26 protein-coding genes and 1 tRNA gene are annotated in these 26682 nt (G+C 40.4%); 5 read left to right on the top strand and 22 right to left on the bottom strand.

Translation table 11 applies throughout. The features are described from left to right. The first annotated feature begins 12 nt into the window (after window positions 1-12). Window positions 13-1269, top strand: a complete 1257-nt coding sequence (locus tag THETH_RS05585) for an SLC45 family MFS transporter (protein ID WP_041446599.1) — start codon at window positions 13-15, stop codon at window positions 1267-1269. A 28-nt stretch (window positions 1270-1297) separates the two neighbouring features. Here the strand turns inward: THETH_RS05585 and THETH_RS05580 are convergent, their stop codons facing one another. From THETH_RS05580 to iolM, 16 genes are all read right to left on the bottom strand, one after another. Continuing rightward, window positions 1298-2338: an ABC transporter ATP-binding protein gene (locus tag THETH_RS05580; protein ID WP_013932400.1), complete on the bottom strand. Its 1041-nt coding sequence runs from the start codon at window positions 2336-2338 to the stop codon at window positions 1298-1300. A gap of 5 nt (window positions 2339-2343) precedes the next feature. Further along, window positions 2344-3153 (bottom strand): ABC transporter permease, encoded by an 810-nt coding sequence (locus THETH_RS05575; RefSeq protein ID WP_013932399.1) that lies wholly within the window; start codon window positions 3151-3153, stop codon window positions 2344-2346. Beyond that, window positions 3150-3983 carry an ABC transporter permease gene (locus THETH_RS05570; RefSeq protein ID WP_013932398.1) on the bottom strand — a complete coding sequence of 278 codons (834 nt, stop codon included), beginning with the start codon at window positions 3981-3983 and terminating at the stop codon, window positions 3150-3152. The genes THETH_RS05575 and THETH_RS05570 overlap by 4 nt, the downstream gene beginning before the upstream one ends. Window positions 3984-4040: 57 nt before the next feature. Beyond that, window positions 4041-5195 carry an extracellular solute-binding protein gene (locus THETH_RS05565; protein WP_013932397.1) on the bottom strand — a complete coding sequence of 385 codons (1155 nt, stop codon included), beginning with the start codon at window positions 5193-5195 and terminating at the stop codon, window positions 4041-4043. A 56-nt stretch (window positions 5196-5251) separates the two neighbouring features. Beyond that, window positions 5252-6097: a 5-keto-L-gluconate epimerase gene (gene iolO, locus THETH_RS05560; protein ID WP_013932396.1), complete on the bottom strand. Its 846-nt coding sequence runs from the start codon at window positions 6095-6097 to the stop codon at window positions 5252-5254. Next, window positions 6094-6900 (bottom strand): HAD family hydrolase, encoded by an 807-nt coding sequence (locus tag THETH_RS10300; RefSeq protein ID WP_013932395.1) that lies wholly within the window; start codon window positions 6898-6900, stop codon window positions 6094-6096. The genes iolO and THETH_RS10300 overlap by 4 nt, the downstream gene beginning before the upstream one ends. Before the next feature lies 1 nt (window position 6901). Then, complete coding sequence (locus tag THETH_RS05550; protein ID WP_013932394.1) at window positions 6902-7990, bottom strand: ABC transporter ATP-binding protein; 1089 nt, start codon at window positions 7988-7990, stop codon at window positions 6902-6904. Then, the gene (locus tag THETH_RS05545) at window positions 7987-9663 is read right to left on the bottom strand and encodes an ABC transporter permease (protein WP_013932393.1); all 1677 of its coding nucleotides are present in this window, start codon (window positions 9661-9663) and stop codon (window positions 7987-7989) included. Before THETH_RS05545 ends, THETH_RS05550 begins: the two co-directional genes overlap by 4 nt. Before the next feature lie 66 nt (window positions 9664-9729). Further along, window positions 9730-10716 (bottom strand): ABC transporter substrate-binding protein, encoded by a 987-nt coding sequence (locus THETH_RS05540; RefSeq protein WP_013932392.1) that lies wholly within the window; start codon window positions 10714-10716, stop codon window positions 9730-9732. 17 nt (window positions 10717-10733) lie between these two features. Continuing rightward, the gene (locus THETH_RS05535) at window positions 10734-11558 is read right to left on the bottom strand and encodes a PfkB family carbohydrate kinase (RefSeq protein ID WP_013932391.1); all 825 of its coding nucleotides are present in this window, start codon (window positions 11556-11558) and stop codon (window positions 10734-10736) included. 9 nt (window positions 11559-11567) lie between these two features. After that, window positions 11568-12317 carry an ATP-binding cassette domain-containing protein gene (locus tag THETH_RS05530; RefSeq protein WP_013932390.1) on the bottom strand — a complete coding sequence of 250 codons (750 nt, stop codon included), beginning with the start codon at window positions 12315-12317 and terminating at the stop codon, window positions 11568-11570. Further along, window positions 12314-13282, bottom strand: a complete 969-nt coding sequence (locus THETH_RS05525) for an ABC transporter permease (RefSeq protein WP_041446404.1) — start codon at window positions 13280-13282, stop codon at window positions 12314-12316. The genes THETH_RS05530 and THETH_RS05525 overlap by 4 nt, the downstream gene beginning before the upstream one ends. Before the next feature lie 72 nt (window positions 13283-13354). Then, entirely contained in the window at window positions 13355-14284 is a 930-nt protein-coding gene (locus tag THETH_RS05520) for a sugar ABC transporter substrate-binding protein (RefSeq protein WP_013932388.1), read from the bottom strand. A 39-nt stretch (window positions 14285-14323) separates the two neighbouring features. Next, on the bottom strand, window positions 14324-15292 hold the full coding sequence (gene iolN, locus THETH_RS05515) for a 3-dehydro-scyllo-inosose hydrolase (RefSeq protein WP_013932387.1): 969 nt from the start codon (window positions 15290-15292) through the stop codon (window positions 14324-14326). Between the two features lie 2 nt (window positions 15293-15294). Beyond that, window positions 15295-16281: a Gfo/Idh/MocA family protein gene (locus tag THETH_RS05510; protein ID WP_013932386.1), complete on the bottom strand. Its 987-nt coding sequence runs from the start codon at window positions 16279-16281 to the stop codon at window positions 15295-15297. Between the two features lie 11 nt (window positions 16282-16292). Next, window positions 16293-17480, bottom strand: a complete 1188-nt coding sequence (gene iolM / locus THETH_RS05505; protein WP_013932385.1) for a scyllo-inosose 3-dehydrogenase — start codon at window positions 17478-17480, stop codon at window positions 16293-16295. Between the two features lie 261 nt (window positions 17481-17741). Here iolM and THETH_RS05500 point away from each other — a divergent pair, with 261 nt between their 5' ends. The 4 genes from THETH_RS05500 to THETH_RS05485 all read left to right on the top strand — a co-directional run bounded on the left by THETH_RS05500 (window position 17742) and on the right by THETH_RS05485 (window position 20960). Then, window positions 17742-18506: a DeoR/GlpR family DNA-binding transcription regulator gene (locus THETH_RS05500; RefSeq protein WP_013932384.1), complete on the top strand. Its 765-nt coding sequence runs from the start codon at window positions 17742-17744 to the stop codon at window positions 18504-18506. Between the two features lie 15 nt (window positions 18507-18521). Further along, complete coding sequence (locus THETH_RS05495) at window positions 18522-20006, top strand: tagaturonate epimerase family protein (RefSeq protein WP_013932383.1); 1485 nt, start codon at window positions 18522-18524, stop codon at window positions 20004-20006. Continuing rightward, entirely contained in the window at window positions 20003-20827 is an 825-nt protein-coding gene (locus tag THETH_RS05490; RefSeq protein ID WP_013932382.1) for an SDR family oxidoreductase, read from the top strand. Before THETH_RS05495 ends, THETH_RS05490 begins: the two co-directional genes overlap by 4 nt. A 58-nt stretch (window positions 20828-20885) precedes the next feature. Continuing rightward, window positions 20886-20960 (top strand) — tRNA-Glu (locus THETH_RS05485). Between the two features lie 84 nt (window positions 20961-21044). On the opposite strand, the gene THETH_RS05480 is transcribed toward THETH_RS05485, so the two are convergent. The 6 genes from THETH_RS05480 to THETH_RS05455 form a co-directional block, all read right to left on the bottom strand. Beyond that, window positions 21045-21479: an OsmC family protein gene (locus tag THETH_RS05480; RefSeq protein ID WP_013932381.1), complete on the bottom strand. Its 435-nt coding sequence runs from the start codon at window positions 21477-21479 to the stop codon at window positions 21045-21047. A gap of 71 nt (window positions 21480-21550) precedes the next feature. Further along, complete coding sequence (gene ispG / locus THETH_RS05475) at window positions 21551-22585, bottom strand: flavodoxin-dependent (E)-4-hydroxy-3-methylbut-2-enyl-diphosphate synthase (RefSeq protein ID WP_013932380.1); 1035 nt, start codon at window positions 22583-22585, stop codon at window positions 21551-21553. Beyond that, on the bottom strand, window positions 22582-24066 hold the full coding sequence (locus tag THETH_RS05470) for a M50 family metallopeptidase (RefSeq protein WP_013932379.1): 1485 nt from the start codon (window positions 24064-24066) through the stop codon (window positions 22582-22584). Before THETH_RS05470 ends, ispG begins: the two co-directional genes overlap by 4 nt. Then, window positions 24057-25136, bottom strand: coding sequence for a 1-deoxy-D-xylulose-5-phosphate reductoisomerase (locus THETH_RS05465; protein ID WP_013932378.1), 1080 nt, complete (start codon window positions 25134-25136; stop codon window positions 24057-24059). Before THETH_RS05465 ends, THETH_RS05470 begins: the two co-directional genes overlap by 10 nt. After that, entirely contained in the window at window positions 25115-25744 is a 630-nt protein-coding gene (locus THETH_RS05460) for a thiamine diphosphokinase (RefSeq protein ID WP_013932377.1), read from the bottom strand. Before THETH_RS05460 ends, THETH_RS05465 begins: the two co-directional genes overlap by 22 nt. Continuing rightward, window positions 25686-26678: an RNA polymerase factor sigma-54 gene (locus tag THETH_RS05455; protein ID WP_013932376.1), complete on the bottom strand. Its 993-nt coding sequence runs from the start codon at window positions 26676-26678 to the stop codon at window positions 25686-25688. Before THETH_RS05455 ends, THETH_RS05460 begins: the two co-directional genes overlap by 59 nt. Window positions 26679-26682: the final 4 nt, after the last annotated feature.

Here is a 26682-nt window from a genome sequence, read left to right as displayed (position 1 = left end):
ATAAGTGTGAACATGGAAAGGTTCAGTTATTCCAAGATTTTTCTCCTTGGTTTTGGATTTTTTGGCATCAGTGTGCTTTGGCCTCTGTACAACGCCTATGTTCCGATTTTCCTTAAAGATTTCGCCCTCAGTTCCTTCGTCATAGGCGCGATAATGACCATCGACAACATCTTTGCGATCTTCATGTTGCCATATATAGGAACGTTGAGTGATCAAACAAGAACCAAACTTGGAAGAAGAAAACCGTACATACTGGGTGGAGCACCGATAGCCGCAATCTTTTTCATGCTGATTCCAATGGCAAGAAGCATTGGCTCTTTACCGTTGATGATGCTTGTGATAATAATCATGAACTTTGCCATGGCGCTGTTTCGTTCACCTGTAATTGCGCTGATGCCCGATATAACGCCATCAAGGTTTAGAAGCCAGGCTAACGGAATTATCAACTTCATGGGTGGTCTTGGAGCGTTGCTCGCCTATTTTGCCGGCAAACCTTTGTATGATGCAAATTATGCTTATCCGTTTTTCGTTGGCGCTTTGATGATGCTTGGGGCGAATATTCTCATCGTTTTTTTCATCAAAGAACCTGAAGAATATACGGTGAAATCTAAGGTAAATCTCAGCGTCTTTGAAACTGTAAAGAAAGGAAATCAAGAACTTTTGAGCAATCTCAAGGATACCTTTAAATCTAAGGAAAGAAGTCTTTTGTTCATGCTTCTTTCCATACTTTTCTGGTTCATAGGTTTCAACGCGTTGGAAACGTTCTTCACAAGTTATGCGAAATTTTACCTTGGCATATCTGAGAGCACTGGAGCACTTGTTCTTGGTGTGTTCTCTTTGACTTTTATGCTTGCTGCAATTCCGGCAGGTTTGGTGGGTTCAAAGCTTGGAAGAAAACGAACGATTTTGCTTGGTCTTTCCGTTTTAATAACTTGTTTACTAATAGTCGTTGTCGTTGCTGGACTTTCGGCGGGCAAGAACGTTTTGACGCAGCTTTTTGTTCTTTTCGCAATCAGTGGTGCTGGATGGGCTTTGGTAAACGTTAATTCTTTGCCGATGGTCGTGGATATGACCACTCAGGAAAAAGTTGGAGGGTACACCGGTTTGTATTACTTCTTTTCAATGGCAGCAAACATCTTTGCTCCACCTTTGGCAGGTGTTTTCATAGATACAGCTGGTTATGCCTCACTGATACCTTTTTCAATAGGCTTTGTGATACTTTCAGCCATCACAATGAGCTTTGTCAAGAAAGGCGAAGCAGTCAAATGATGCCAAGCATCTTGAACATTTGACGAATTTAAAACACAAAATAGCTTCCTGCTGGTATGGCTATGATCACTTTGTCACCATTTGCATAAATCTTGTTGCTGTTTAAATATACATATTCTTCTATTTCATCAATTTTCAATTTATATTTGTATTTTGATCCTAAAAAAAGCTTGTCAACAACAACTGCTTTTAGTATGAGATTTTGCTCAGGTACGTTTTCAGCGGTCAATTGTTTTGCTGACAGCAAATCAGCTTCGTCCACTCTTATGACGAGAGTTAAAAAATCATCTTTCGCAACAAAAATTTTGTTTCCAACTTTGATTTGCTCACCGGATTTAGTTTTAATTCGAATCAAACTATTTGCTCCAACAAAGTCGGCGACAAAAACGTCAACGGGGTTTTTGTATATTTCCTGTGGTGTACCAAGCTGCAAGATTTTCCCATGATTCATCACAGCTATTCGATCCGCTATGCTGAGGGCTTCTTCTTGATCATGCGTGACATAGAGAGTGGGTATATTTAACTTCTTCAACAGTTCGCGCAGTTCAGATCTTATCCTAGTCCTTATCTTGGCATCAAGGTTGGACAACGGCTCATCAAGGAGCAAAACATCCGGTTTAACCACAATAGCTCTTGCCAGCGCAACTCGTTGTTGCTGGCCACCCGATAATTGGGATGGTTTTCTATTGGCAAGATGGCTTATCTCCAGAAAGTTCAACGCCCATTCTACCCTTTCTCTGATCTCTGTTTTGCTCATTTTTCGAATTTTCAAACCGTATGCCACGTTTTCATAAACAGTCATGTGTGGCCAAAGTGCGTAATTTTGGAAGAACATAGATACATTTCGTTTTTCCGGAGGAACATTGGTCACATCGCGTGAGTTTATGATTATCCTACCAGAATCTAAGTTCACAAAACCAGCTATTGCCCTTAATAGAGTTGTCTTGCCAGATCCACTTGGACCGATGACAGCCAGTATTTCCGATTCAAATATAGAGAAAGTCACATCATCCAAGGCTTTGACCTCTCCGTAATATTTCTTGAGACCTTGAACTTTAACAACTTCCATTGTTCTCATCCTCCCAAGCCAGCGAGATATTCGGCTTTTAAGAATTTCTCGATAAGAATCATGAACACCAAGGAAGGTATCGTCAAAACGAGCGCGATCACACTTGCTATTTGCATGTTGTATCCCATACTTGCTGTGTACATTAAAACCGGCGCGGTTTGTATGAAAGGCGCGCCTATGAAAAACGCGGCGTTGAATTCACCCATTGACCAAAGGAAAACATATATTGAACTTGCAATTATCCCAGGAAGTGCAAGAGGAAGTGTGATGGTCCTAAATGTTACAAACTTATTTGCTCCAAGGTTTTGTGCCGCTTGCTCAAGCTCCACCGGAATTGATTTGAACGTTGCAGTTATTATCCATATTGCGAAAACCATTGAAGCCATGGTGTGTGCAAGAATTATACCCCAAACATTTCCCCTCAAACCAATTCTTGAGAAAATCTTCGCAAGATTTATGAAGACTGGTAGTTGTGGAAATGCTTGTGGCATCAAAAACAACAGTAACAAAAGTCGTTCAAAAGGTATTTTGTAGCGAGCAAAGGCGTACGCTGCAGGTATCGAAACCAAGATCGAAAGACCAACCGTTACTAGGGCAATAATCAAACTTAAGCGAAGCGAGTTCAGCACTCTTCCTTGTGTGAAGACATCCCTCCAGTACCGAAGGGTGTATTCTTGAGGTAACGGACTTGGCCAGTACCAAGTTTTGGCAAAACTCCAGATAACTATTCCAACCAACGGTCCAATCATAATACCCAAGATCAACGCAATTACTGCCGCCTTTATCGTTAACGAAAATATCGATATTCTTTTCATCCCTTTATACCTCCTCTTTCAGCGGACATAAATTTAAGATAGTAAACAGCAAGAATTACAACAATTAGATAAGAGACTACTCCCAATGCGTTGGCAACTCCCCAATCGTTGAAGAAATTAATCCTGAACATCATATCTATCGTTATCATCGCAGGAGAATTTGGCCCAACAAGTGCTGGTATTGTTAAGCTGCTGATGGTTCTAACAAATGTTAGAATCATTGTAACCACTATTGACGATCTGCACATTGGAATAATGATTGTAAACAAGACCTTGAGTTTTGATGCCCCAAGACTTTGGGCAGCTTCTATGTAAGAATTATCGAGTGCCCTAAATGCCCCGACAACGACTATTGCTGCATATGGTGTCATCACCCATATAAAAGCCCACAGAAGTCCAATCCAAGATCTTGACAAGCCGGGTAGTTCTTTGACACCTATTAAGCGTGTCAAAAAATTGTTCAACGTTCCATGTGGCGCAAGGAAAATTCTCATTGCATGCCCAACGATGAGAAATGGAATGAACAGTGGAAGTCTATACATTATATCAAGAAATTTCCATTGTCTAAAACGCAGGTATCCGGCTATTGCTATACTCAGCATAGAAACAATTAAGACAGTCGCCACAGTAATTCCAACAGAGTAAATCACATCGCGAAGATACAATTCTACAACTTTTTTGTAGTTCAACAAGCTGATCTTGTTGTTGGCAATGAAACTGGTCCAAATAGATGTTACTAGAGGATAAAAATACAAAAAAGCAAGAATAGTCAAAGATGGGAGGATCAGCAAAAAACCAAAGAAAGCTTCACGGAAGCGTTTGTGTTTCATATTCACCACCTCAAAGCGGCATAAATTAAGCAGGGGCAAGGCCCCTGCTATTTAGAACTATTTTTCAACCCATTTTTCGTATGCTTCCTGCATATCCTGCTTGTACCCAAGAAGCGGCATAGGTTTGCCATACTTGACAAGGTCGGCTTGTTTCACGTCCTTGTAGAGGCGATCCAACACGTCCTTACTTAGATAGGGTGCGACGTAATCGTCTCCAATTGCTGGATACCAGTTGAAGCGCTCCACTATGTATTTAGCTTGAACTTTTGGAGACAGCATGAATTCAATGAACTTGAAGGCGTAGTCTGGATTTGCCGCTTTCGCTGGTATTGCAAAATGCATTGGCTGACCAGGCATTCCGGGAGCCAGTAGGACGATTCTTATGTTCGGATCCATTCTACCTTCGCGCATCCAAGTATAAAGCATGTCAACCCAAACAGGCCCCATCCAGATCTCGCCACGATTCAATGCATCCAACGTTCCGGCGTTACCAGCTGTAATTGTGACGTATTTATTGAATTCTTTAAGCTCGGCGAAAATTTGTGGCCAGTTTTCTTCGTATTTTTTGTCATATGGTCCCTTCGTGTAGATATCCATATACCCAGACTTCCAGTAAACCCATCCAAAGACGAATCCAACACCAGACATACCACCTTTGATGCCGTTGTAACCAAACTTGCCGGGATTCTTTTTCACCCACTCAACCAACTCAGCGTACGATTTAGGTGGATCCTTTACAAATTTCGGATTGTACGCAAGCACAACTTGGCTGTGGAACATTGGTACTACATACCCTTCCACATTAACTCCCAAAGCCATTTTTTCGGTGCCTCGAACTAATAATCTTCTGTACGTTAAGAATTCAGTGTACGGTTTTAACAACCCAGCTTCAATAGCCCAAATGGCACCAGTTTCATGGATCACGACTAAATCAATTGACCATTTGTCTTTCCCAGACTCTTTTTCAAGTTTGAGTTGCTGCACTATCTGCTGTGAACCAGCATCGCCAGGTCCAGTACCGATGACTTTCAAGGTCACGTTTGGATACAGTTTTCTAAACTCTGGACCAACTTCGTACTCGAAGAAGTCAACCATGTTTTGATCTCCAGCTACCATCATTGTCAAAGTAACCTTAATGGGAACATCTTCTTGAGCTAAAGCAGCAAAGGTTATCAGCAACAAACTTGCAAGAAGAATTAAACCTTTTCTCATAATCACACCTCCCCCTTGGAAAATGATGTTCCTAGCGACACTATGCCAAATAGTTTTTAAGTTTGTTCAAGTGTTTTTGAAATCTTCTCAAAATCAAGAATAATGTTCTTGAGCGTTTCATAAGCCAGTCTTGCAGCTTTTTCCGCTCCACCTGGTAATGGTAAGCACTCAACAGACAAAAAACTGTTGTAGCCAATCTTTCGAAGAGTTCTAATTATGGAACCAAAATCAATGTGCCCGGCACCAGGAGCCCATCGATTGCTGTCAGCTACATGAAAGTGATACAATTTGTCCTTTACTTTTTCTAAACTTTCCTCGATCCTTGGTTCTTCTATGTTCATATGAAACGTGTCGGCGAGAATCCCCACACTGTCATGGTTCAAAACTTTGACAAGTTCGTAAGTTTCATCCAAAGTGTTGAGAAAATCTATTTCGTACCTGTTCAGCGGTTCAATTACAAGTTGCACAGACAACAGTTGAGCATAATCTGCCAGTTTTGCGATTTGTTCGATAAAAAGTTTTTGTACTTGTTTCTCATCTCTATTTTTCTTTTTGCCTCTAATAAAGCCAATGATGACTTTTGCACCAAAAATTGAAGCAAAGTTTATGTGATCAATCAGCCTTTCAAAAGCCTTCTTTCTGATGTTTTCATCCTCATCGATCAGATTCAATCCTTCAGCAAGATACGCTTGACCTGTACCTATGGCAACCACTTGTATTTTGAAATCCAAAACAACCTTTTTAATGAGATTAACATCTGCAAGCTTTGGATCTCTGATTGCTATTTCAACGCCATCGTAACCAATTTTCTTGGCAAGCTCTATTCCTTTCACAAGATCCCCCTTGAAAGCCAAAGAGTTAAAAGCCGCGTCGGTAGTGCTTATCACAAGTGAAAGTTTCATCTTAGTTCACCTTCCTTGATGAGTTTGTACAATTGATTCACAAGCTGAAAACCTTTTTTCGGTATTGATAATTTTGCTACATGTTTGATTACTTCAGTTGCATTGCCAACCGCTATTCCAAAACCAGCAATCTTGAGCATTTCCACATCGTTCCAGCTGTCTCCAACTGCAACTACCTCAGAAAAATCAATATTGTACATCTTACAAAGTCGTTCGAGTGCTGCTCCTTTGTTGACACCACAAGGAAGTATTTCAATGATGTCTTTTTCAGAGCGAACAATTTGAACCTGTTTGTCAAGTGATTGCTTAAGAATCAACTGAAAATTGTCAAGAATATCTTTGCTTGCTGAAATTACAATCTTGGTGATTGGTTTTTGCAAAGCAAATTTGCAATCGTTAACAGATATATATGTAAGAGAATCTCTCCAAAGATAGCTTGCCGCAGCAGAGAGCGGATTGTAGGAAAAAACATCTTCTCCAATGAAAAAGAAAACAGCCACATCGAAAGTACAAGCTTTGAAAATTTCAAGAAAATACGCCACAGCATTGTTTTCCAAGACTTCTTGAAACAAATATCTTTTTTCAGCAAGATTGTATATTCTTGCGCCGTTGAACAGTATAACAGGCAAATTTATAGGGAGTCTTTCCAGATAACCATATGAATTTTTCAAAGATCTTCCAGTTGCAACTGTGAAAAGAAAACCCATTTCAACTAACTTTTCAAGCATCAGGACAGTTTCTTTCGACAAGCTATGATCATCCTCCAACAGCGTTCCATCCAAATCAAAGACCAAAAGTCTCAAATCACCTCACCACCGTCATAGATTCTTTGTCGTAAGTAATACCAACATTCTCGTTGATTTCTGGAAGTTTTGAAAGATTGGGATTTTGAATTTCCACAGCCAAAATCCCATAATCTGTTTTTACTTCAAAGTATGCTGTTGAACCAGTGAAAATTCTTGTTATCACAACTCCTGTAAGCATACTTTTATCTGAATCAACAAATTTTCCACCTTCAGGCCTCATCATCAGAAAAACTTCTTCATTTTCTTTAAAATGCGCTCCCACTCGAATTGGAACTTCCACGATCTTTCCGTTTGGCAATTTGACTTTGCAAAATTTGTTTTCGCATTTTAAAACGAGCACCTTTATGAAGCTGGCTTTACCTATGAAACTAGCGACAAATCGGTTGGCAGGGAATTTGTAAACTATGTCTGGGGGGTCCTGCTGCATTATTATCCCGTCTTTCATAACTACGATATAATCTGACAAAACCATGGCTTCCAATTGATCATGCGTCACATATATACTTGTTATACCAAGCTCTTTTTGAATCTTTTTCAATTCTATCCTCATTTGTTCTCTTAATTTTGCATCAAGGTTTGACAAAGGTTCATCAAGCAGCAAAACCTTTGGCTCAACAACTAAAGCTCTTGCCAAGGCGACTCTTTGTTGCTGTCCTCCGGATAGTTGGCTTGGGTATCTTTTTTCAAGACCAGTTAATCCAACTATGGCTAGCATGCTTAGAACTTTTTCTCTTATCTTTTCCTTTGGTAAGCGTTTATTCTTCAAACCATAAGCGACATTCTGAAAAACATTCATATGGGGAAAAAGGGCATAGCTTTGGAAAACCATTGCCGTCGGTCTTCTATTCGGAGGAAGATCATTGACCACTACACCATCTATCAATATCTCACCGCTTGTTGGTATTTCAAATCCACCTATCAAACGCAAAGTAGTCGTTTTTCCACATCCAGATGGTCCAAGCAATGTTACCATTTGTCCTTTCTTAACACCAAAAGTGATACTGTTTACAGCTACTACTTTTCCAGAAGATCCAAATTCTTTAAATTCTTTAGTCAGGTTTCTTACTTCAACATAGTAATCACTCATACTCCTATCCCCCTGAGCTTGACCTGATAGGAGAAGTTAATTGTCAAAAACCTAAGTAGAAACATTGCCAAAAGAACTATGGCTATCAAAATCCAACTTAAAGCAGCAGCTTGTGCAAGATCTGCGTTTTCAACGGCTCCAAGTATTCGAACTGTTAGTAAGTTCCAACGAGCAGATACCACGAAAATAACAGCGCTTATAGCCGTCATGCTTCTGACAAAAGCTGTGAACAAAGCGTTGAAAAATGCTGGCATCAGTAAAGGCATGGTTATCCTCCAAAAAGTTTTGCCGCTGCTTGCACCTAAGTCTAAGGATGCTTCTTCTATTGATTTGTCTATTTGATACAAGACAGCTACACCATTCTGCACACCAACAGCTAATTCACGAAAGATAAAGACCAAAATTATTATCAAAGCGGTGCCGGTAAGTACCATCGGTTTGTCGTTGAAGGCAAGAAGATAACCTATACCAAACACTGTTCCAGGGACTGCAAAGCCAAGCAAAGCAGTTGCCTCCATAAGCCTTCTAGTCGGAAACTCTTTTCTTGCAACCAAATAAGCTATAAGTATACCTAGCACACCACAAATTGGTGTCGCAACCGAAGCAAGAAGAAGTGTATCAATTAAGTACTTTAAGGTTGTTCTTCCAAAGGCGTACTTGTAGTTAGCAAGCGTAAAATTGTGATCAACACCCCAAAGTTTTGTGAACGAACCTATAAAAACTGTACCGTAGATCAAAAGTATTCCTGCGATAAGCACCAAACATATTAAGATGAAAATCATCTTCACCCACCAAGGAGGTTCTAGCACTTTTATTGAAGAAGGTTTCCCAGTGATTGTAACATACGATTTTCTCGAAAGCCAGTACCGTTGGGCGAAGAACGCTATTAAGTTTGGAATCAAAAGCAAAACAGCAAGAGCAGAACCATGAGAAATTCTGTAAGAACCTGTTATCTCCAAATATGCAGCAACGCTTAACACTTGGAATCGACCACCAAGTATCAGCGGATTTCCAAAATCTGCCATCGATTGAGAGAAAACCAATAACCAAGCAGATAGTATTCCAGGCATGGAAAGAGGAAAAGTCACTGTCCAAAAAGTTCTCCACTTTCCAGAACCAAGACTCATCGAAGCTTCTTCAAGATCAGAACCTATGGATAACAAAACTGCTTCGATTGTCATGAAAGCCGTTGGAAAGTAAGCCAAGGTTTCAACAATGACCAATCCCCAAAATCCGTATATTTGAAAAGGTGCTTTACCACCGAAAATTGTTTTTGTTAGAATACCGTTCCTTCCAAGCAACATAATCAACGATAACGCCACAACGAATGGTGGAGAAACTATGGGAAATATGGCAATCGTTCTGAAAATTGCTTTCAATGGAATATTTACTTTCACTATTGAATAAGCAAAGAGATAACCTATGAGAACCCCTATGGATGCTACAGTGACACCAAGCTTTAGAGTGTTGAAGATGGGGGTTATAAAATATCTTCTGGTAAAAATCGTTCGATAAACGTCAAGTCCAAAGATTCCAGGTCTTGGTTGAAAACTTTTCAAACCAACCATTATCAATGGATAAAGCATAAAAAGAGCTAGCAATATCCAGCAAGAAACTATCAGAAACAACAATACAGGTTCATTTAAAACTCTTTTAATTTGCTTGATATACATAAACTCAAACCTCACTTTTTAAGGAAAATCTAATGGCGCGAGCAAAAAAGCCCGCGCCAAAACAGATCACTTACCGTATTCGATTTCTTCTTTCCATCTTTCAATGAGTCTGTCCTTTTCCCTTCCGAAATAGTCAAAGTCCATCGATACTACGTTTACATCTTGCATTTTTACCGCGCCAGGCGCAACTTCTGCGTCGGGATTGATTGGAATTCTGTACCATTGCTTGAACAAACTTTGGGCTTCTGCTGAGAGCATCCAATCGATGAACTTTTTGGCTAACTCTGGCTCGGGTCCTCCTTTGATAAGAGACATGGCTCCTATTTCATAACCTGTAGGTTCTTTCGGGAAAGTCAAAACAAGAGGATAACCTTTCGCAATACCTTTTGCAATAATATCGTGGGCAAAAGCTATAGCTATCGTTACTTCTCCCAAACCAGCTTCAGTTACAGGTGCTGAGCCAGATTTGGTGTAATGATGAATTTGCTTATCAAGTTCTTTCCAGTATTTGAAAGCCTCGTCTTCCCCCATTATTGCCACAAGTGCTGCCAGCACTGTATAAGCAGTTCCAGAAGTGTATGGATACGCAACAGCGATCCTACCTTTGAATTCTGGCTTGAGTAAGTCATACCATGATCTTGGTGGATCGACTTTAAGCTGTTTCAAATGCTCTGTGTTGGTTCCAAATCCTATTGCCCCAAAGTAAAATCCAACCCAATAACCTTCTGGATCTTTGAAAGCTTCCGGAACTTTTTCCGTTGCAGCAGATTTGTATGGTTCAAGAAGTCCTTTTTTCTTTGCAGCAATATGATCAACTGCAGGTCCTCCAAACCAAATACTTGCACGAGGATTTTTTGACTCAGCTTCAATTCTTGCCAAAATTTCTCCTGAAGACATTCTCACAACGTTAACTTTGATTCCTGTGGCTTGTTCGAATGCCTTGACATAAATTGGCCATTCGTTTTCATCAAGAGCAGTATACATATGCAGAACTTGTTCAGCAAAAATCAGCGTTGCAAAACACAGAATAGCAACCAGCAAAAACCTCTTCACAATAACACCTCCCCTTTTTAACCCTTGTAAGGACCAGGATATTGCATTTTTTTCGAGGTCACCTCCGCCGATATCTTCACAGCAACATCAAGTGGTTGATCAAAAGAAGCTAAAAAACTTGCAAGACAAGTATCTCCACGACCAGTTCTTCCCTCAAGTTTGTAAGGTGCAAACTTTGCTTCATAAAAATTCTTGCCGTCGTAGGCACAAACACCTTGATTGTGTGTGAGTAAAACTATTTTGACACCAAGCTCCTTAATCTTCTGGCAAGCAGTAAGCCGATCTTTATGACCAGTTAGAACGAAGGCTTCTTTACTATCAACTTTGAAAACATCCACAAGTTTCAGAAGGTCCAATCTGTCCCATTTTGAATACACCATTTGACCGTTTGAATCAATATTTCGAAGAAAACCTTGAGCATCCAGCGCTAGAAGGTCACAACCTTTCCTAAGGATCGGCAGCAAATCTTCTGGTATTTCCCCGTGCCAAAGGGCACTTATAACAAATATCTGACTTTCGATTCGCAAAATATCATCCAGCGAAAAGCTATCCGCTAAACTAAGAACTCTACTGATTCGATCATCTGGATTATCAGATGGGTAAAGATTCTCTATTGTTGTCGTCCTTTGACTACTTTTGAAAAAAACAGCAGCAACCGCTTGGGTCATCTCGGCAAATAAGGTCTTATCCTCCTCGGCACATTTGGTTATAACAGAACAAGTTGCACCAAGCCTGCTTGCCGCTATACTTCCGTAATAAACTCCCCCACCTGGTGCGATTGTAGTTGCTCTTAAAGTCTTGTTAATGTCCTTTGATACATGACCAATGAAAGTCATTTGCATACTTATCCCTCATTTCACACCAGCTGAGGCAGCGATTATGTCCATAACTTGCTGTGGGGTTACTTCATCCTTTTTGTAATCTCCTATTTTTTCACCCTTTTCCAATATCACTAGCCTGTCTGCAACCTCATAAACGTGGTAAATGTTATGAGTTATGAAAACTACCGATATTCCTTTCTTTTTTGCTTCAAGTATATGTTCTAAAACCCTCTTTGTTTCTCCCACCGAAAGAGCTGCAGTGGGTTCATCCATTATCAAAAGTTTGGCACCAAAATGTATAGCTCTGGCAATTGCAATAGCTTGTCGTTCGCCACCAGACATCATGGCAACCGCTTCATCAGGGTCTCGAAAAGTTATACCGATGTCTTTCAAAATCTTCAACGATTGTGTTTTCATCTCTTTGATTTTCAAAAACTTGAAAGGACCAAATTTTATCATCAATTCCCTGCCAAGAAAAAAGTTTCTCCACAACGGCATAAGATTGACTAAGGCAAGATCTTGATACACAGTTTCAATTCCAAGGTCTCTAGACTCGCGCGGAGAGCGGAATTGAACACGTTTACCTTCAAAATAGATTTCCCCTTCATCTGGTTGATAGTACCCGACAAGAATTTTTATCAACGTTGACTTTCCCGCTCCGTTGTCTCCAAGAAGACCTACTACTTCTTGCTTTTTCACGCTGAAATCAACTTTCTTTAAAGCCTGAACTTTTCCAAATCTTTTGCTTATCCCTCTCATTTCAACAAGCAGTTCGCTCATCCTGCCACCTTCTTTCGAATTCTTGCATTGATTACGGCAGCCACAATCAAAATGACTCCAATGAAAGCACGATACCAATAAGCAGGGGCACCAGCAAGAACAAGACCATTTCGAACCATGCTTATCATCACAGCTCCTACCGCCGCTCCAAGGACGCTTCCATATCCTCCAGTCAACAATGTTCCACCCATAACACATGCAGCAATTGCCTCAAGTTCCATTTCAAGTCCAAAGGTTGGGTCGACTATCCTAAATCTTGCAAAAGTTGTGATACCTGAAAAGCCAGCTAAAAGGGAACTTATCACAAAATTTGAGATTTTAATTTTCTCCGTTGGTACACCAAGAGCTTTCGCAGCACCAAGATTACCACCCGTGGCAAATGTCCAATTACCATAACGAGTTCTTTCAAGGATGAACCACACTACAAAAGCTAAAATGATAAACCAAATAGCTGAATAGCGAAGCCCACCGTAAATTCGTCCACCAAAATAGTTGAGCAAAGGAACACGTTTTTGAAGCATTATGGGAAAACCACCAGTCACAGCGAGCAGGATTCCTCTCCAAAACATCATCATTCCAAGAGTCGTTATAAAAGAAGGTATACCCGTCTTAACAGTTACCAAACCGTTGACAAGTCCCACAAGAGCGGATAAAAAAAGCGAGATAAACAGTGAAAAAAGAGGATCAAAACCATTGTTTATAAGTAAAGCAAATGTCATAGACACAACGGCAAAAACTGCTCCAACAGATAGGTCAAATTCTCCGCTTATCATCAACATGCAAACGCCAGCTGCTATGATTCCAAGCTCCGCAGCCATGGTCAATGTGTTGAAAAAGTTGTCTATACTCAAAAATCGCTTTGAAATCATAGAGAAAACAACAAAGAAGATCCCAACACCTACGATTGCACCAAGTTCCTTGATCCGGAATAATGGAATAACGGAGAAATTTTTTTGCTGCTGCAAAAATTTCCCCCCTTTGGAAAAATCAATAACTATGGCTGACCCCGTGAAGTTGGGGCCAGCCATGAGATTTTCTCAACGGTATCCAGCCTTGACGGTTTCCTCAACAATATCAACGTTTGATTTATCTACAATGAATGGGCCAGTTAGAACATCTCCAACCGGTATAAGTCCATATGTCTTGTACATGTACAAAAAGACAATTGGTAAATATCCTTGCAGGTACTGTTGCTGATCAATTGTAAAAACTACTACACCTTTTCTGATTGCTTCAGTTATTTTTGGCGTAAGATCTATGGCACCTATTTTGACCTTTCCAACAAGCTTCTCTTCTTCAACTAGTTGAATAGCTGGATGAGCGCCAAGCGGCCCAAGTGTGAAGATAGCATCTGTATCCGGGTATTTCATCAAGTAGCTCTTTAGCAACGTCAAAGCTTTTGTTGGATCTGTGGTAATATCAAGTTTCTCCACTGGGATCTTCTTCTCTCCAAGAACATCGGCAATACCCTTTGCTCTTGCTTCAAGCCCAACGTGCCCTGGCTCGTGAATCGCTACCACTGCTCGTTTCGGTGTAAATTCTTGAAGCATTCTTCTTGCTGCATAAACTCCTGCAAGATATTCATTCATCCCCACATAGCACAAGTATGGTATTCTTTCTCCAACAGGTCTATCATCCGGAACGTTGATAGCTACAACTGGTATTCCCATCTTGATTGCTTGACGCAACGGTTCATCTAAAGCAACAGGGTTGGTCATCGTCACAACCAATCCATCCGGTTTTCTCGCAATGGCACTGTTGACTAGGTCGATAAATTCTTTGATCGAAAATTTCTCTGGGCCAAGGTAAATTGCGTTTACACCGAATTTTTGAGCTGCATCCTGAACTCCTTTCATGACAACGCCCCAGAACGGATCAGCTGGACCACCATGTGATACAACGTAAAATGTGAAGCTGAATGCAACAACCGTTAACATGATAACCCCAAGCACCAGCAACCTTTTCACAAAAATCCCCCCTCGCTATGGGGGCAAAAGCCCCCGATATTACCACATGTTACCTATACTGTATATGCTCCTCCAACCCTTTTCAAACGGTTTTTTCAAAACCGCTTCAAGTTCTTCTTGAGATCTTTGCGAAAGCTCGTTGGCTGGTGGAAGCTTCCCTGGAGGATATTTTTCCATAATGTCTCTTACAAGTTTTTCAAGGTAATCCAGGAAAGCTTCTATACCCTCCTTGGCTTTGTTGGCGTCTGCTGCAGTTGCTTTTCCTACAACTCCCTCTGGATAAGCTGCAACCTCAATAGGTCCTCCTCCAACATGTCCATACCAAGCTATTGGTCGATGGAGTAAGTTCCCTGCTTTGTCTATGTGTCCTTCCGGTAAATACCCACGTGGAGTAGTATCAACCGCCCATTCTTGATGGCAGAATTCTGGAAACAGTGCCAAACTCCAGGAAGTTTCCACCTCGTCGGCGTGAATGAACCGCGTCTCATACGGTCCTCCTTCTTCTTTGGTTTTGAATTTATCTTGTATTGCGTGGTACCAATTGACGTTGAATATCATTGCTGGTACTTGGAAAATCTTTGCAAATTTGTGAATTGCAACGGGTATGACAAATTCTTGACCATGACCATTCAAAAGAATTTGTTTCCTAAAACCTGTGTTCCAAAAACCAGCGATAACACTTACAAGATAATCGATGAACGCTTCGTCTTTAACTGGAACTGTCCCGGGCATCCCTATGTGATGGTAAGGATGGTAACCATACCATATTGGTTCAGCTACGGTACATCCTGTTCTAAGTGCAACTTGTTCAGCCATCCTGGTGACCAAAAAAGTATCTTCACCCGTTGGAGCATTTGGACCATGGTTTTCTGTACTTCCAACTGGTATTATTATCAAGTCACATTTTTGAAGTCTTTCTTGTATCTCTTTCATTGTCATAGTTTGAAAATACACACCACTTGGACGCTCCATGTGCCCGCCTTCAGGCGGTATTTGCCACTTTGACACAATTATCCCTCCAATCTTACGTGCGGATTTCCAGATTCAACCGCTTTGTAACAAGCATCGATTATTCGAATAACTCTAACTCCATCGCTGACGGTTACTGGCGGAGTTTTATGTTCTTTAACACAATCGATAAAAGCTCGATTTTCTCTAACATATCCCCATTTTTCTTTGAAATCCACTTTGGTGTAATCGTGACTCTCAACTTCTTTCCCCAAGCCTTTGCAAAAGTGAACTTTTTCCATTTCGTCATTTGACATCATCATGTGCTCACCGTAAACTTCTACTCTTTCAAATGGAATCATCCAACTTGCATGAGCACAAGAAGTGAAGGTACCTAAGATTCCGTTTTTCATTTTCATCACAATTGCCCAATCGTCGTAATCTGGATAGATACTTTTTTTGCCAAGCACGAACATTTCCTCAACGTCTCCAAAGAGCCAACACGCCATGTCAAACAAATGCACAGTGCTTTCGTAGAGAAAACCTCCTGTATAGTTTCTATCGCTTGTCCACGGCGGATTTAACAACTCCCCTCTGTTCATTTTTATTTGAAATGAGTATGGTTTTAATTCGCCGGACTCAATCTTTTGTTTCATAAAGGAATAAACATAGGCAAACCTTCTGTTGTGACCGAGTTGGAAAACAGCGTTTTTCTCCTTAACCTTCTTTTCAAGTTCTATAGCTTCCTCCAAAGATGTTGTCATAGGCTTTTCGCAGAAAACATTAAAACCAAGTTCTAAAGCTTCCATGGCGTATTTGAAGTGAGTCTTGTTTGGAGTGGTTATGTAAACAGCATCAATTCCATCATTTTTCATATCCTTAAGGTTAGTGTAAACCCTTGCTTGATACTTTTCTGCAACATGTCTAGCACGAGATTCATCTATATCCATAACACCGGCTATTTTTACATCATCAAAGGTTGACAAGATTTCAAGATGAACTTGACCAATCCCTCCTGCTCCAACAAGCCCTACTTTGACTTTTTCCATAATCATTCACCTCACGGATTGAGCATGGTTACTTTGACAAGTTCCTTATCGGTTTGAAGTCTTATAATGTATTCTGGGATTTCTTCGAGTTTCACTACCTTTGAAATGATTTTCGTCATATCCATACCAGAAGCCATCAAGCTTATAACTCTTGGAAAGTTTCCATGACCAGAATGCCCTTGCGAGCCGACAACACGAGCCATTCTAACTTGGAAAACCTCTCCTGTTAAAGGTATTTTGGCATCCGCCCTAGCGACGATCACCACTGTGGAGTTAACACCTCGTGCTCTCCAAATTATTTCCTCAATATCTTTCCAAACGATTTGTGGCAACCCTGTTGCTTCCAAATACAATTTGGCTCCCATTCCGTTTGTGCTGTCCAAAACAACGTCAACCAAATTTTCTTTCGTTGGATCTACAACAACATCGGCTCCAAGTTCTTTTGCAAGATTTCTTCTTTTTTCGGAAGGTTCAGAAAGAATCACCTTCGCAGCGCCTGCTCTTTTAAGTATTGCAACCGCGGCAAGTCCTATTGGACCTCCACCAAGTATCACCACGTTGTCACCAGGTCGAATACCTCCGCCGCGTTCTATAACAGCATGATACGCAACAGACGTTGGTTCAACTAAACTTCCTGCTAAGAACAGCTTGTCGCCAGTATAGACGTTTTCAAGTTCTCGTAAGCTCCAAAGGTATTTTGCGTCGGACACAACATACTCTGCGAAAGCACCGTCTACATCAAAACCAATTTCTCTCAAGTTCTCGCAATGGTTTGGATAACCCTCAGCACATGGTCTACAAATACCGCACCAGAACATTTCTTCAGAAGTTACAGGTTCTCCAGGCTCGAACCTTTTGTTCGTCCTTCTGTTTATCGCTTCTGGTCCTGCTTCAACAACTATTCCAGAAAACTCGTGACCCAAGGTTACTGGGAAACCAGTTAAGCCAGGATAAAGAATATATCCATCTTTGTCAGCTTGAGCCATGTGTACATCGCTGCCACAGATACCGCACGCTTTTACTTGGATGATGACCTCCGTTGGTTTTTGAATTTTTGGCTCAGGCACTTCTTCGACTACAACCTTGGGATACCTCCAAACCTTGCTACCTAACCACGTTAGCTTGCCTTCGATATCTTTTGGTCCAAGCTTAAAATCAGGTTTTGGATCCCATTTGGCATGTAATCTAACTGCTTTCACAGGAATTCCCCCTGAAAATACGTTTGAAGCACTTCGTGCCTCAAGCTAGGTTACTTTAAGTATAAATATTTTCAACATAAAATCAAGCTTAGAAAAAGTTGTTTAACAGAAATTAAGCCCAAATGCTGGCGAATAAGTTTGATTTTGGTTTTTATTTCGTTTTATTTCTTTTTGTATCTGCAAATTTCGAAATAAAATGAAGACTTTCGAATTTGAATTTCGAAACATCAGTTTGTTATGATATTGTAGGGGGTGTAAACGATGTTTACAGAAGAAAGAAGGAAAATGATAATTGAAATACTAAAACAAAACGGTAAAGTCACAGTTGAAGAACTTGTAGAGCAGTTCAAGGTAAGTAGTGTAACCATTAGAAAAGATCTTGACGCTTTGGAAGCAAATGGACTTTTGGTTCGAACACATGGAGGAGCTATGCTTCCCGATCATTCACGCTCTGAATGGAATTTTTTAAGGAAAATTCATCAAAAACAAGCCGAAAAAAGGCGAATAGCTAAAAAAATTGTTTCACTCATAACCGATGGTGATACAATAATTCTCGATAGCAGTAGCACAAATTATTACGTGACCTTTGAACTTAGACAAGCTAAGTTCAATTCAATAACTGTTGTTACAAACAACGTCTTCATAGCGGCAAAATTGATAGAATTGGGTATCGAAGTTTTAGTATTGGGTGGGGTTGTAAGGGAAAACAGTTTATCCCTCGTTGGACCATGGACTTTGAAATTTTTGGAGGAAATAAACGTCGACAAAGCTTTCCTTGGAACTACCGGTTTTTCGTTCGAAAAAGGCTTTATGACACCAAGTATTGTTGAGGCTGATGTTAAAAAAGCAATGATAAGAAGTTCATCAAAGGTATATATCGTGACCGATTCAACAAAATTCTATAGAAGTGCCTTTGCCTCATTTGCAACACCAGAAGAAATAGACGGCGTGATAACTGATTTTGGAATACCACCTGAATGTGAAAAATATCTTTTGGAAAAAGGGATGGAAGTTTACAAAGTATAGAAGGAGTGGTGTAAAGTGAAATTACTTGAGGAATTTTTAAAAGCTTTTCCGGGTCGTTTTAAGGTCTATGGATCTTCGTTACGAATAATTACAGATTCTTATTTTTTCCTTGGAAACGATGGAAAAGAAAAATTATTGTTTGTTGTGGGAAAAAAGGGTATATGTCAACTTTTCGATGGACAAAAGATCGGGCAAATTGGATCAAATGATGTTTTAATGTGCAAAAAAACACACGAAAATTTGCTAGCTTTGAGAAAAATTATCAATTTAAATCCAACCACGATCAACAAAAAAGCTTCTTTTGGTTTTGGCGACAGAATCGGTCTTGCAACACCTGCTCATGCCAAAGTGGCAAAGGATTTTGAGGTTTTTCCGATTTTTGCTCAACAGTCGGTCAGGGAACTTTCCAGAACTGGTCGGACGTACAAAGACGTCCTTGACGATGCAGTCTGGGGGGTTTTTGAAAGTGGTTATAACTTTGAATTTGGTGCAGATGCAGACCATGTGAAAGAAATAGAGGACTTAGAAAAAGCTTCAAACGAGGGTTTTACAATGTATACAGTGGATCCTTCAGATCACATCAAGGATGTCTCAAAATTAAGTCAAAAAGAATTTCAAAGTCTTTATCAAGACAACAAAATAAGACGTGAACTTGAGATGAGATACGTTGGGAAGCTTTACAAGTTCAAAGACTTCGAATTTAGAATGACCGATGAGGAATTTGCCGAAATATTTGTGACCTACATAGATGCGATCGAACATGTTTGTAAATGCTACGATGTTTTGAAAGCAAAGGGCAAACCGTTTGACTTTGAGGTTTCCATCGACGAAACTGCCGTACCGACCACACCACTTGCCCACATTTTCATAGTCAAAGAACTTAGAAGACGCGGAATAGACTTTAAAACACTCGCTTTAAGGTTTTCTGGAGAATGGCAGAAAGGTATTGACTACATAGGAGACATGGAAATGTTTAGAAAAGAGATTATCACGCATTCAAAGATATCAAAAGAACTGGGTGGCTACAAGCTTTCTTTGCATTCTGGCAGCGATAAATTCAGTGTTTATCCGATCTTCTCTGAAGCAACGGAAGGAGAGTTCCACGTGAAAACGGCTGGGACAAATTATCTAGAAGCAATAAGAGTTGTAGCGGTGAAAGATCCGGAGCTTTACAGGGAAATCCACAAGTTTGCTTTAACCAAATTTGAGCAGGATAGAAAATCTTACCACGTGACAACTGACCTTTCCAAGATACCAGACGTTGACAAAATGAAAAATGAGGAACTTGTAAAACTTTTAGACATGCCAGATTCAAGACAGTTGATACATATAACCTACGGTTCGGTTTTAACGGCAAAAGATGAAAATGGAAGATGGTTGTTCAAGGAAAGAATTTTGAAGGTACTTCAGGAGAACGAAGACTTACATTACGATTTTGTCGAAAAACATATGAGAAAACATCTTAGTTTGCTTGGCTTGGAAAGGAGGATTGAAAAATGAGATCAATTTTGGAGATGTTCAGTTTGGAAGGAAAAGTGGTTGTTATCACAGGTGGAGCAGGAGTTCTTGGATCTGCCATTGGAAAGGGAATGGGAAAATGTGGGGCAAAAATAGCAATTTGTGATATAAAAAACGCAGAAGCTGTAGCTGAAGATATGAGAAAAGAAGGCATAGACGCAAAGGGATATTACATGGATGTTTTAAACCTAGACAGCATAAAAGCAACACACGATGAGATCATAAAAGATTTTGGAAAAGTCGACGTTTTATTGAACGCCGCTGGTGGAAACATAAAGGAAGCCACAACTTCACCTGAGCTAAGCTTTTTCGATTTGCCCTTTGACGCCCTTCAAAAAGTTGTGAATTTGAACTTGTTTGGAGGAGCCATTTTGCCGTGCCAAGTTTTTGGAAAAACGATTGCCAAGAATCCGGAGGGTGGTTCGATAATCAACATCTCCTCAATGGCAGCATATAGACCGCTGACAAGAGTTGTGGGATATTCTGCCGCAAAAGCTGCCGTAAGCAACTTCACTCAGTGGTTGGCGGTTTATTTTGCACTGGAGTACAACAAAAAGGTTAGAGTCAATGCAATAGCTCCTGGCTTCTTCTTGACGCATCAAAATAGATACCTTTTGGTGGATGAGAATGGCAACTTAACTCCTCGCGGAAAAGCTATAATCGACCACACACCAATGGGAAGATTCGGCGATCCAGATGATCTGATAGGTGTTTGCATTTGGTTGGCCTCGGATGCTTCAAAGTTTGTAACGGGAGCCGTAATACCAATCGACGGTGGATTCAACGCCTATTCTGGTGTGTGAAGTAGATAAATTTTAGGGCTTGAAAAACACAAAAATTGTGGTATAAAATACTTGGTGTGGCCCCATAGGATAACGGCAAGTCCGTCGGATTCTCAGTCCGAAGGTCGGGGTTCGATTCCCCGTGGGGCTACCAGGCTTTAAAGTTCGAGGTCCCGTCATTTTGAAAAAAGGGGAAGTCCGTTTTGGACTTCCCCTTTTTTGTTTTATCAAAAGTCGCTTAGACGTTTAAATTAAAGCTTACAGGAGTTGGATTGACGAGGTTGTCGGAAACTGGACAACGATTTTTGACCGTTTCAAGCCATTTTTCAACAAGCTGCTTTTCAGCGTTGGTTTTAACTTTTATGTTTACGTCTATTTTCTTAAAGCCAGCGCGTTCATTTGTTTGCTTTCCCTGGAATTTTGATGGGTCCAAAACACCCTTGATTTCGATCTCGAAGTTTTCAAAGTTGATACCCATTTCTTTTGCAACCAAACTTCCAACCACGTTTATACATCCTGCAAGAGTTGCAAGTAAATATTCAACGGGAGTGGCACCTTTGTCTTGACCACCAAGATTTGGTGGCTCATCGATGTAGATAGTGAAATTTCTAGCCTTTACTTCGGTCAAAGTTTTTGATAAAGATTTTGCATGTACAGAGAAACTTACTTCCATCGTTATTCACCTCCAGCAAATAGTGTACAATTAGTGTACAATTTCAATATTTCGACAAAATTACTCCAAAATTAAGTTTTCTCATTCATCACGCTGTTCAAAAGCTCCATCAATTCTTTTTCAAGATCTGTGTGGGAAACTGTTTTTAAAATTTCTCCTTTTCTAAATATCACAACACCTGACTTGGTTCCAGCAACACCGATATCGGCATGTTTTCCTTCCCCTATACCGTTGACCACACATCCCATCACAGCAACAGTTAAGTTGGTTTTCTCGACAAGAGGTTCTATCTTTTTTGCTATTTCTTCAACATCTATTTCGGCCCTGGCGCAGGTAGGGCAAGCTATCACTTGTCCACCTTTTCTTAAACCCAAAGCTATTAATAACTTCTTTGCCACAACTACTTCTTTGACGGGATCTCCTGCAATCGAAACGCGTATCGTATCCCCAATGCCTTTCAAAAGAAGATAGCCTAAAGCTATCGAAGATTTGATCACAGCCATTTCGTAGGTTCCAGCTTCTGTAACACCGAGGTGAATGGGATAATCAACCTTTGATGCTATGTATTCGTTTGCCTTTATTGTTTCAAGAACATCTGTGCTTTTTGCCGAAACCACTATGTTTTCAAATCCAACCTCTTCTAAGTACCTAACTTCCCTCAAAGCCGCTTCGGCAAGCGCAACTGAACGTTCGTATTTTTCAAACTCTTTCGGTATCGAACCGCTGTTCGATCCAACTCGAATTGGCACTTTGTATTCACTGGCAACCCTTGCCACTTCTTGTACTTTCCATTTTGCCCCAATGTTTCCAGGATTGATTCGGATTTTATCGGCACCGTTTTTGATTGATTCTATCGCTAACCTGTGATCAAAATGTATATCTGCCACCAGCGGTATGGAAACCTTTTCTTTTATCTGCTTCAAAGCTTTTGCGCTTTCAAAATCCGGTATGGCGAGCCTCACTATTTCGCATCCAGCCATTTGAAGTTCAACGATTTGTTGAACTGTTTTCTCCACGTCGACAGTTGGTGTGTTCGTCATGGATTGTATTGATACAGGACTTCCTCCACCTATGATCACTTTTCCAACTCTAACAGCTTTTCTCATCGTTCAAGCAACCTTCCCACATCTGAGAAAGTCACAAAGATCATGAACATCATCAGCAAAACGAAACCTATTGTGTGGATTATGGCCTCAATCTTTGGATCGATTTTCTTTCTCGTTATCATTTCAAAAAGCGAAAAGGCAATACGTCCTCCATCCAAAGCAGGCAGCGGTAAAAGGTTAAAAATACCAAGGCTCATGGTTATAAAAGCCACAAGCGTTAGCACCTGTTCTAAACCCACTTTTGCAGCCTCAGATACAACTGAGACAAGTCCAATTGGTCCCACAAAACCCCCTGTTTCGCGCAATCTTCCCCCGAAAAGCGTTCGGTACATCATCAATACAACCTTGTTACATCTGTCAACTGCAACGATGATTGTTTCCAAGGGGTTTTTGAGTTTCATGTTTGAAATACTAGGTTGAAAAGCTCCAGGCTGTTCAAAGATGGTTCGTAAAAGATTGCTGGAGATCAAAATCTTCTCAACTTTTCCCTTACGCAAAACTTCCACCTCAACTTCGGGTGGAAAGCCATAACTATCAAAGACGACCTTTCTTCCGTTTGCTTCAAGGTAATATCCATCTTGTCCAACGATTAAAAGCTGATATGCCCTTGCCAAGTCAACGTTGTTTTTAATTTCAAAACCGTTAATGGCCAAAAGGACATCTTCTTTTTGAAATGGAGGAAAATCTTTTCTAAAGACATTGGAAGCACCTGAAAAGTAAAAGCCTATCGCATACCGACTTGGCATGTATTGATAAGCCCTTAAGGTACCAAACAATTTTCCTTCGGAAAATTCTATCGACACGAATTGGTTAACAAGCGAGTTTATAAACTGTGGCTCAAGGTCTCTTCCAGATATTTTTTCTATCGTTGTTCCTGGTGTTCCCATCACACCGGTGAGCGTTAGAAAGTGGTTCTCCTCAAACAAAACAGGTTGAACTTCCACAGTGAGGTACTTTCCTTCCCTTAAAATTGTGAGTTTTACTGGTTTACCTCTTCGCACTATTTGAGTTACAGTATAACTGTCGTAAACTCTGCTGCCGTTGACTTTTATTATTAAGTCGTTGGGTTGCAAGCCAGCCATTTGTGCGGGTGAATCTGCTTCAACTTGTGCTATTCCGACCACAGGTATTCCCCAAGATGCGACGATCAGAATGAAGAGAAAATAACCAGCAAGTATGGAGAATATCGGACCTGAAGCGAAAATCAAAAGCCTTTGCCAAGCAGGTTTACTCGTGATAGGAACGACTCCTTCAGTATAGTTTTCAGAAACGTCTTCTCCGGCTAACCTCACGTAACCACCGATTGGAAAAACGTTTATTCTGAAATTGGTTCTTTTCCCTTTCTTTTCATAAATTTTTGGTCCAAAACCGATGGCGAATTCCAAAACGTCTACGCCAAACATCCTTGCGAACACAAAATGGCCAAGTTCATGAACGGTTATAACTGCCATCAAAATGAGCAAAAAATAAACTACAGACATTTGATCACCTCTTCAGCTAAGATTCTACTCCTTTGGTCTATTTCTTCAAGGTCTTTTAAATCGCGGCACGTTCCAGTCGTTTTTTCAACGACTTTGATGATCACTTTACAGATATCCGTAAACTTGATTCGTCCATTCAAAAAAGCGTTAACGGCAACCTCGTCTGCAGCGTTGTAAGCTGTTCTTTTGGCGTAGTCTTTGGATATTTCGTAGACGATGTGAAAACATGGATATCTACGTTGATCGACCGGTCCAAAAGATAAGGGGGTACTGATCAAATCGGGCCAAGTTGGGTTTGAGTAATACCTGTGCGGATAGGTCAAAGCAAAAGCAATTGGTATCCTCATGTCGGGATAACCAACGTGCATTTTAACTGTGCCGTCTTTCAAAAAAACCGCGGCATGAACGATTCCTTGTCTGTGAATCAAAACTTCGACTTGATCACTTTGAAGCGAAAAAAGTTCGCAAGCCTCAAGAACTTCGAAAGCTTTGTTGACCATCGTTGCAGAATCAACGGTGATCCTTTTTCCCATTTTCCAGACCGGATGGTTTAAAACATCTTTGACGGTTGCTTTCTCAAGATCTTCAAGCTTCCAATCCCTCAAAGCACCACCTGAGGAAGTTATCAAAACTTTTTCAACATCTTTTTCGATTATTTGAAAAAGCGCGTTGTGCTCGCTGTCAACCGGTAAAAGTTCCACGTTGAATTTTCTAACCCAACTTCTAACAAGCCAACCACCACACACAAGAGCTTCTTTGCTTGCAAGAAGAACCCTTTTACAACATTCTATTGCCTTCAAAGTAATAGGTAGGCTTACAAAACCAGGAACACAAACAACAGTTATATCAGGGCGAAGTCTTTCAAACAACTCAAAAAGCTTTTGTAATCCGTTCATTGTGCAAACGATGTTTTCAATTTTGTATTCCTTTGCTATCCTCATCGCCAGTTCTTCGTTTGAATGATATGTTATGCCAATTAACTTGAAGAAAGTCAGTTTAGAAAGGACATCCAAAGTTTGAAGACCTATGGACCCAGTTGCGCCGACAATCACAACGGTTCTCTTCTCCATCTAAAATAAACCACCTTTCCTTCTTTGACACTTATGAAAACACGGTTTGAAAGAGCAACGTTGCTAACACCAAAAGGTTTTAAACAAGGCATAACTGCTTCGCAAAGATTGTATTTGAACCCTTTCAAAGTAACCTTTGAAGCATCGCCACATATTGGAAGAATTGACCACTTTTCACCAACTTCTGCTTCGAGTAAAGCTTCTCCACTCACCGTTCCCATTTCAAGATCGTCAGACACCGCTTTTATAGGCACTTTGCAACGAGCCATCAGATAAATCAAGGCAAGGATCATGTCTATCCTATCACCCTTCCAGCCCACAACGATTATCTGCTGAGCTTGCCTTTTGATAGCCTCTTCGATTGCAAGTTCTGCGTCTATTTCATCTTTTTCCTGAGGATAAAGCATCACCTCACAACCACTTTTTTCAAGCATCTTTAACTGAGATTGATCAACCGAATCGGCGTCTCCCACAAAGATATGTGGTAATAAACCACGTGAAAGCAAAAATTTGACCCCTCCATCAACTGCTATCAACAAATCGGTTGGGTCAAGCTTTATTTCCTCTCTTTCGCCGTATTTTCCGTTCAAAAACAAAAGGCATCTCATTTGATCCCTTCTTTTCAGAAAGATTTTTGACAAGAATGTTTCTGTACTTGTTCACAGTGCGACGACTTATGAAAATGCCGTTTTTTGCAAGGATAGCGGAGAGCTCTTTATCAGTTATGCTTGGATTTTCACGCAAAATCTTTACCATGACACCAAAAAGGTAGTCCATCTCAACTTTGCGACCAAAGAAAATTTTGAGTGGAAAAATACCAACGGGCGTTTTTATGTATTTTCCTTTGATAAGCTTTGAAACCGCGGACAAAGAAAGATTAATTCTTCGTGCGGCTTCGCACATTTTTACTTTGGATGGGTAAAGTTTTCTTTGCTCAAGGAAATCTTTATTGGTTTCAACAACGATTTTTCCAAGCTCGTAAAGATATTCCTTGCGCTTGTTCAAAGCTTCATAGAAAAAGGCAAACAACTTGAATTGATCTTTTTGATGACTTGAAATTGTAAAATTGAAATCCTTTACTTCAACAGAATAATCCTTCTTTATTTCAATATCCGGTTCCACGTAACTTGAAGCTTGTCCAAAGCCTTTTACTTCGCCATCCAACACACCATCTGGTCCTACGTTCTTTATAGCTTGTATGGCTTTTAGAACCACTTCTTCACTTACTTTGAATTTCTCGCAAACCTCTGAAATCGAAACCAACATTCTGCCTCTTTCATCCAAATTGTAAGCGATGTATTCGGCGACTTTCTCCGTGGTATCATCCAACCTCTCAAAGGCAAGGTCTTCGATTATTTGTTCTGCCAAAGACTTTTCACCTGTTGGTAAGTTCTCAGCTAATCCTTCGAAGCGGTCCAAACTGATTCCTAAAGGAAGATTTTTAACAAACTCTTCCAAAGCTTCGTAAGGAAGCTCAAGTATCTTGAAGAATGTTTGTCTTGGGTCGATGAAAATTCTTTCAATGCTAAGCTTTTGATGCATAGAT

The organism is Pseudothermotoga thermarum DSM 5069 (assembly GCF_000217815.1).
Classification (GTDB): Bacteria; Thermotogota; Thermotogae; order Thermotogales; family DSM-5069; genus Pseudothermotoga; species Pseudothermotoga thermarum.
The sequence above is the reverse complement of the archived record's forward strand: the minus strand, read 5'-3'. Positions and strand labels throughout refer to the sequence as shown.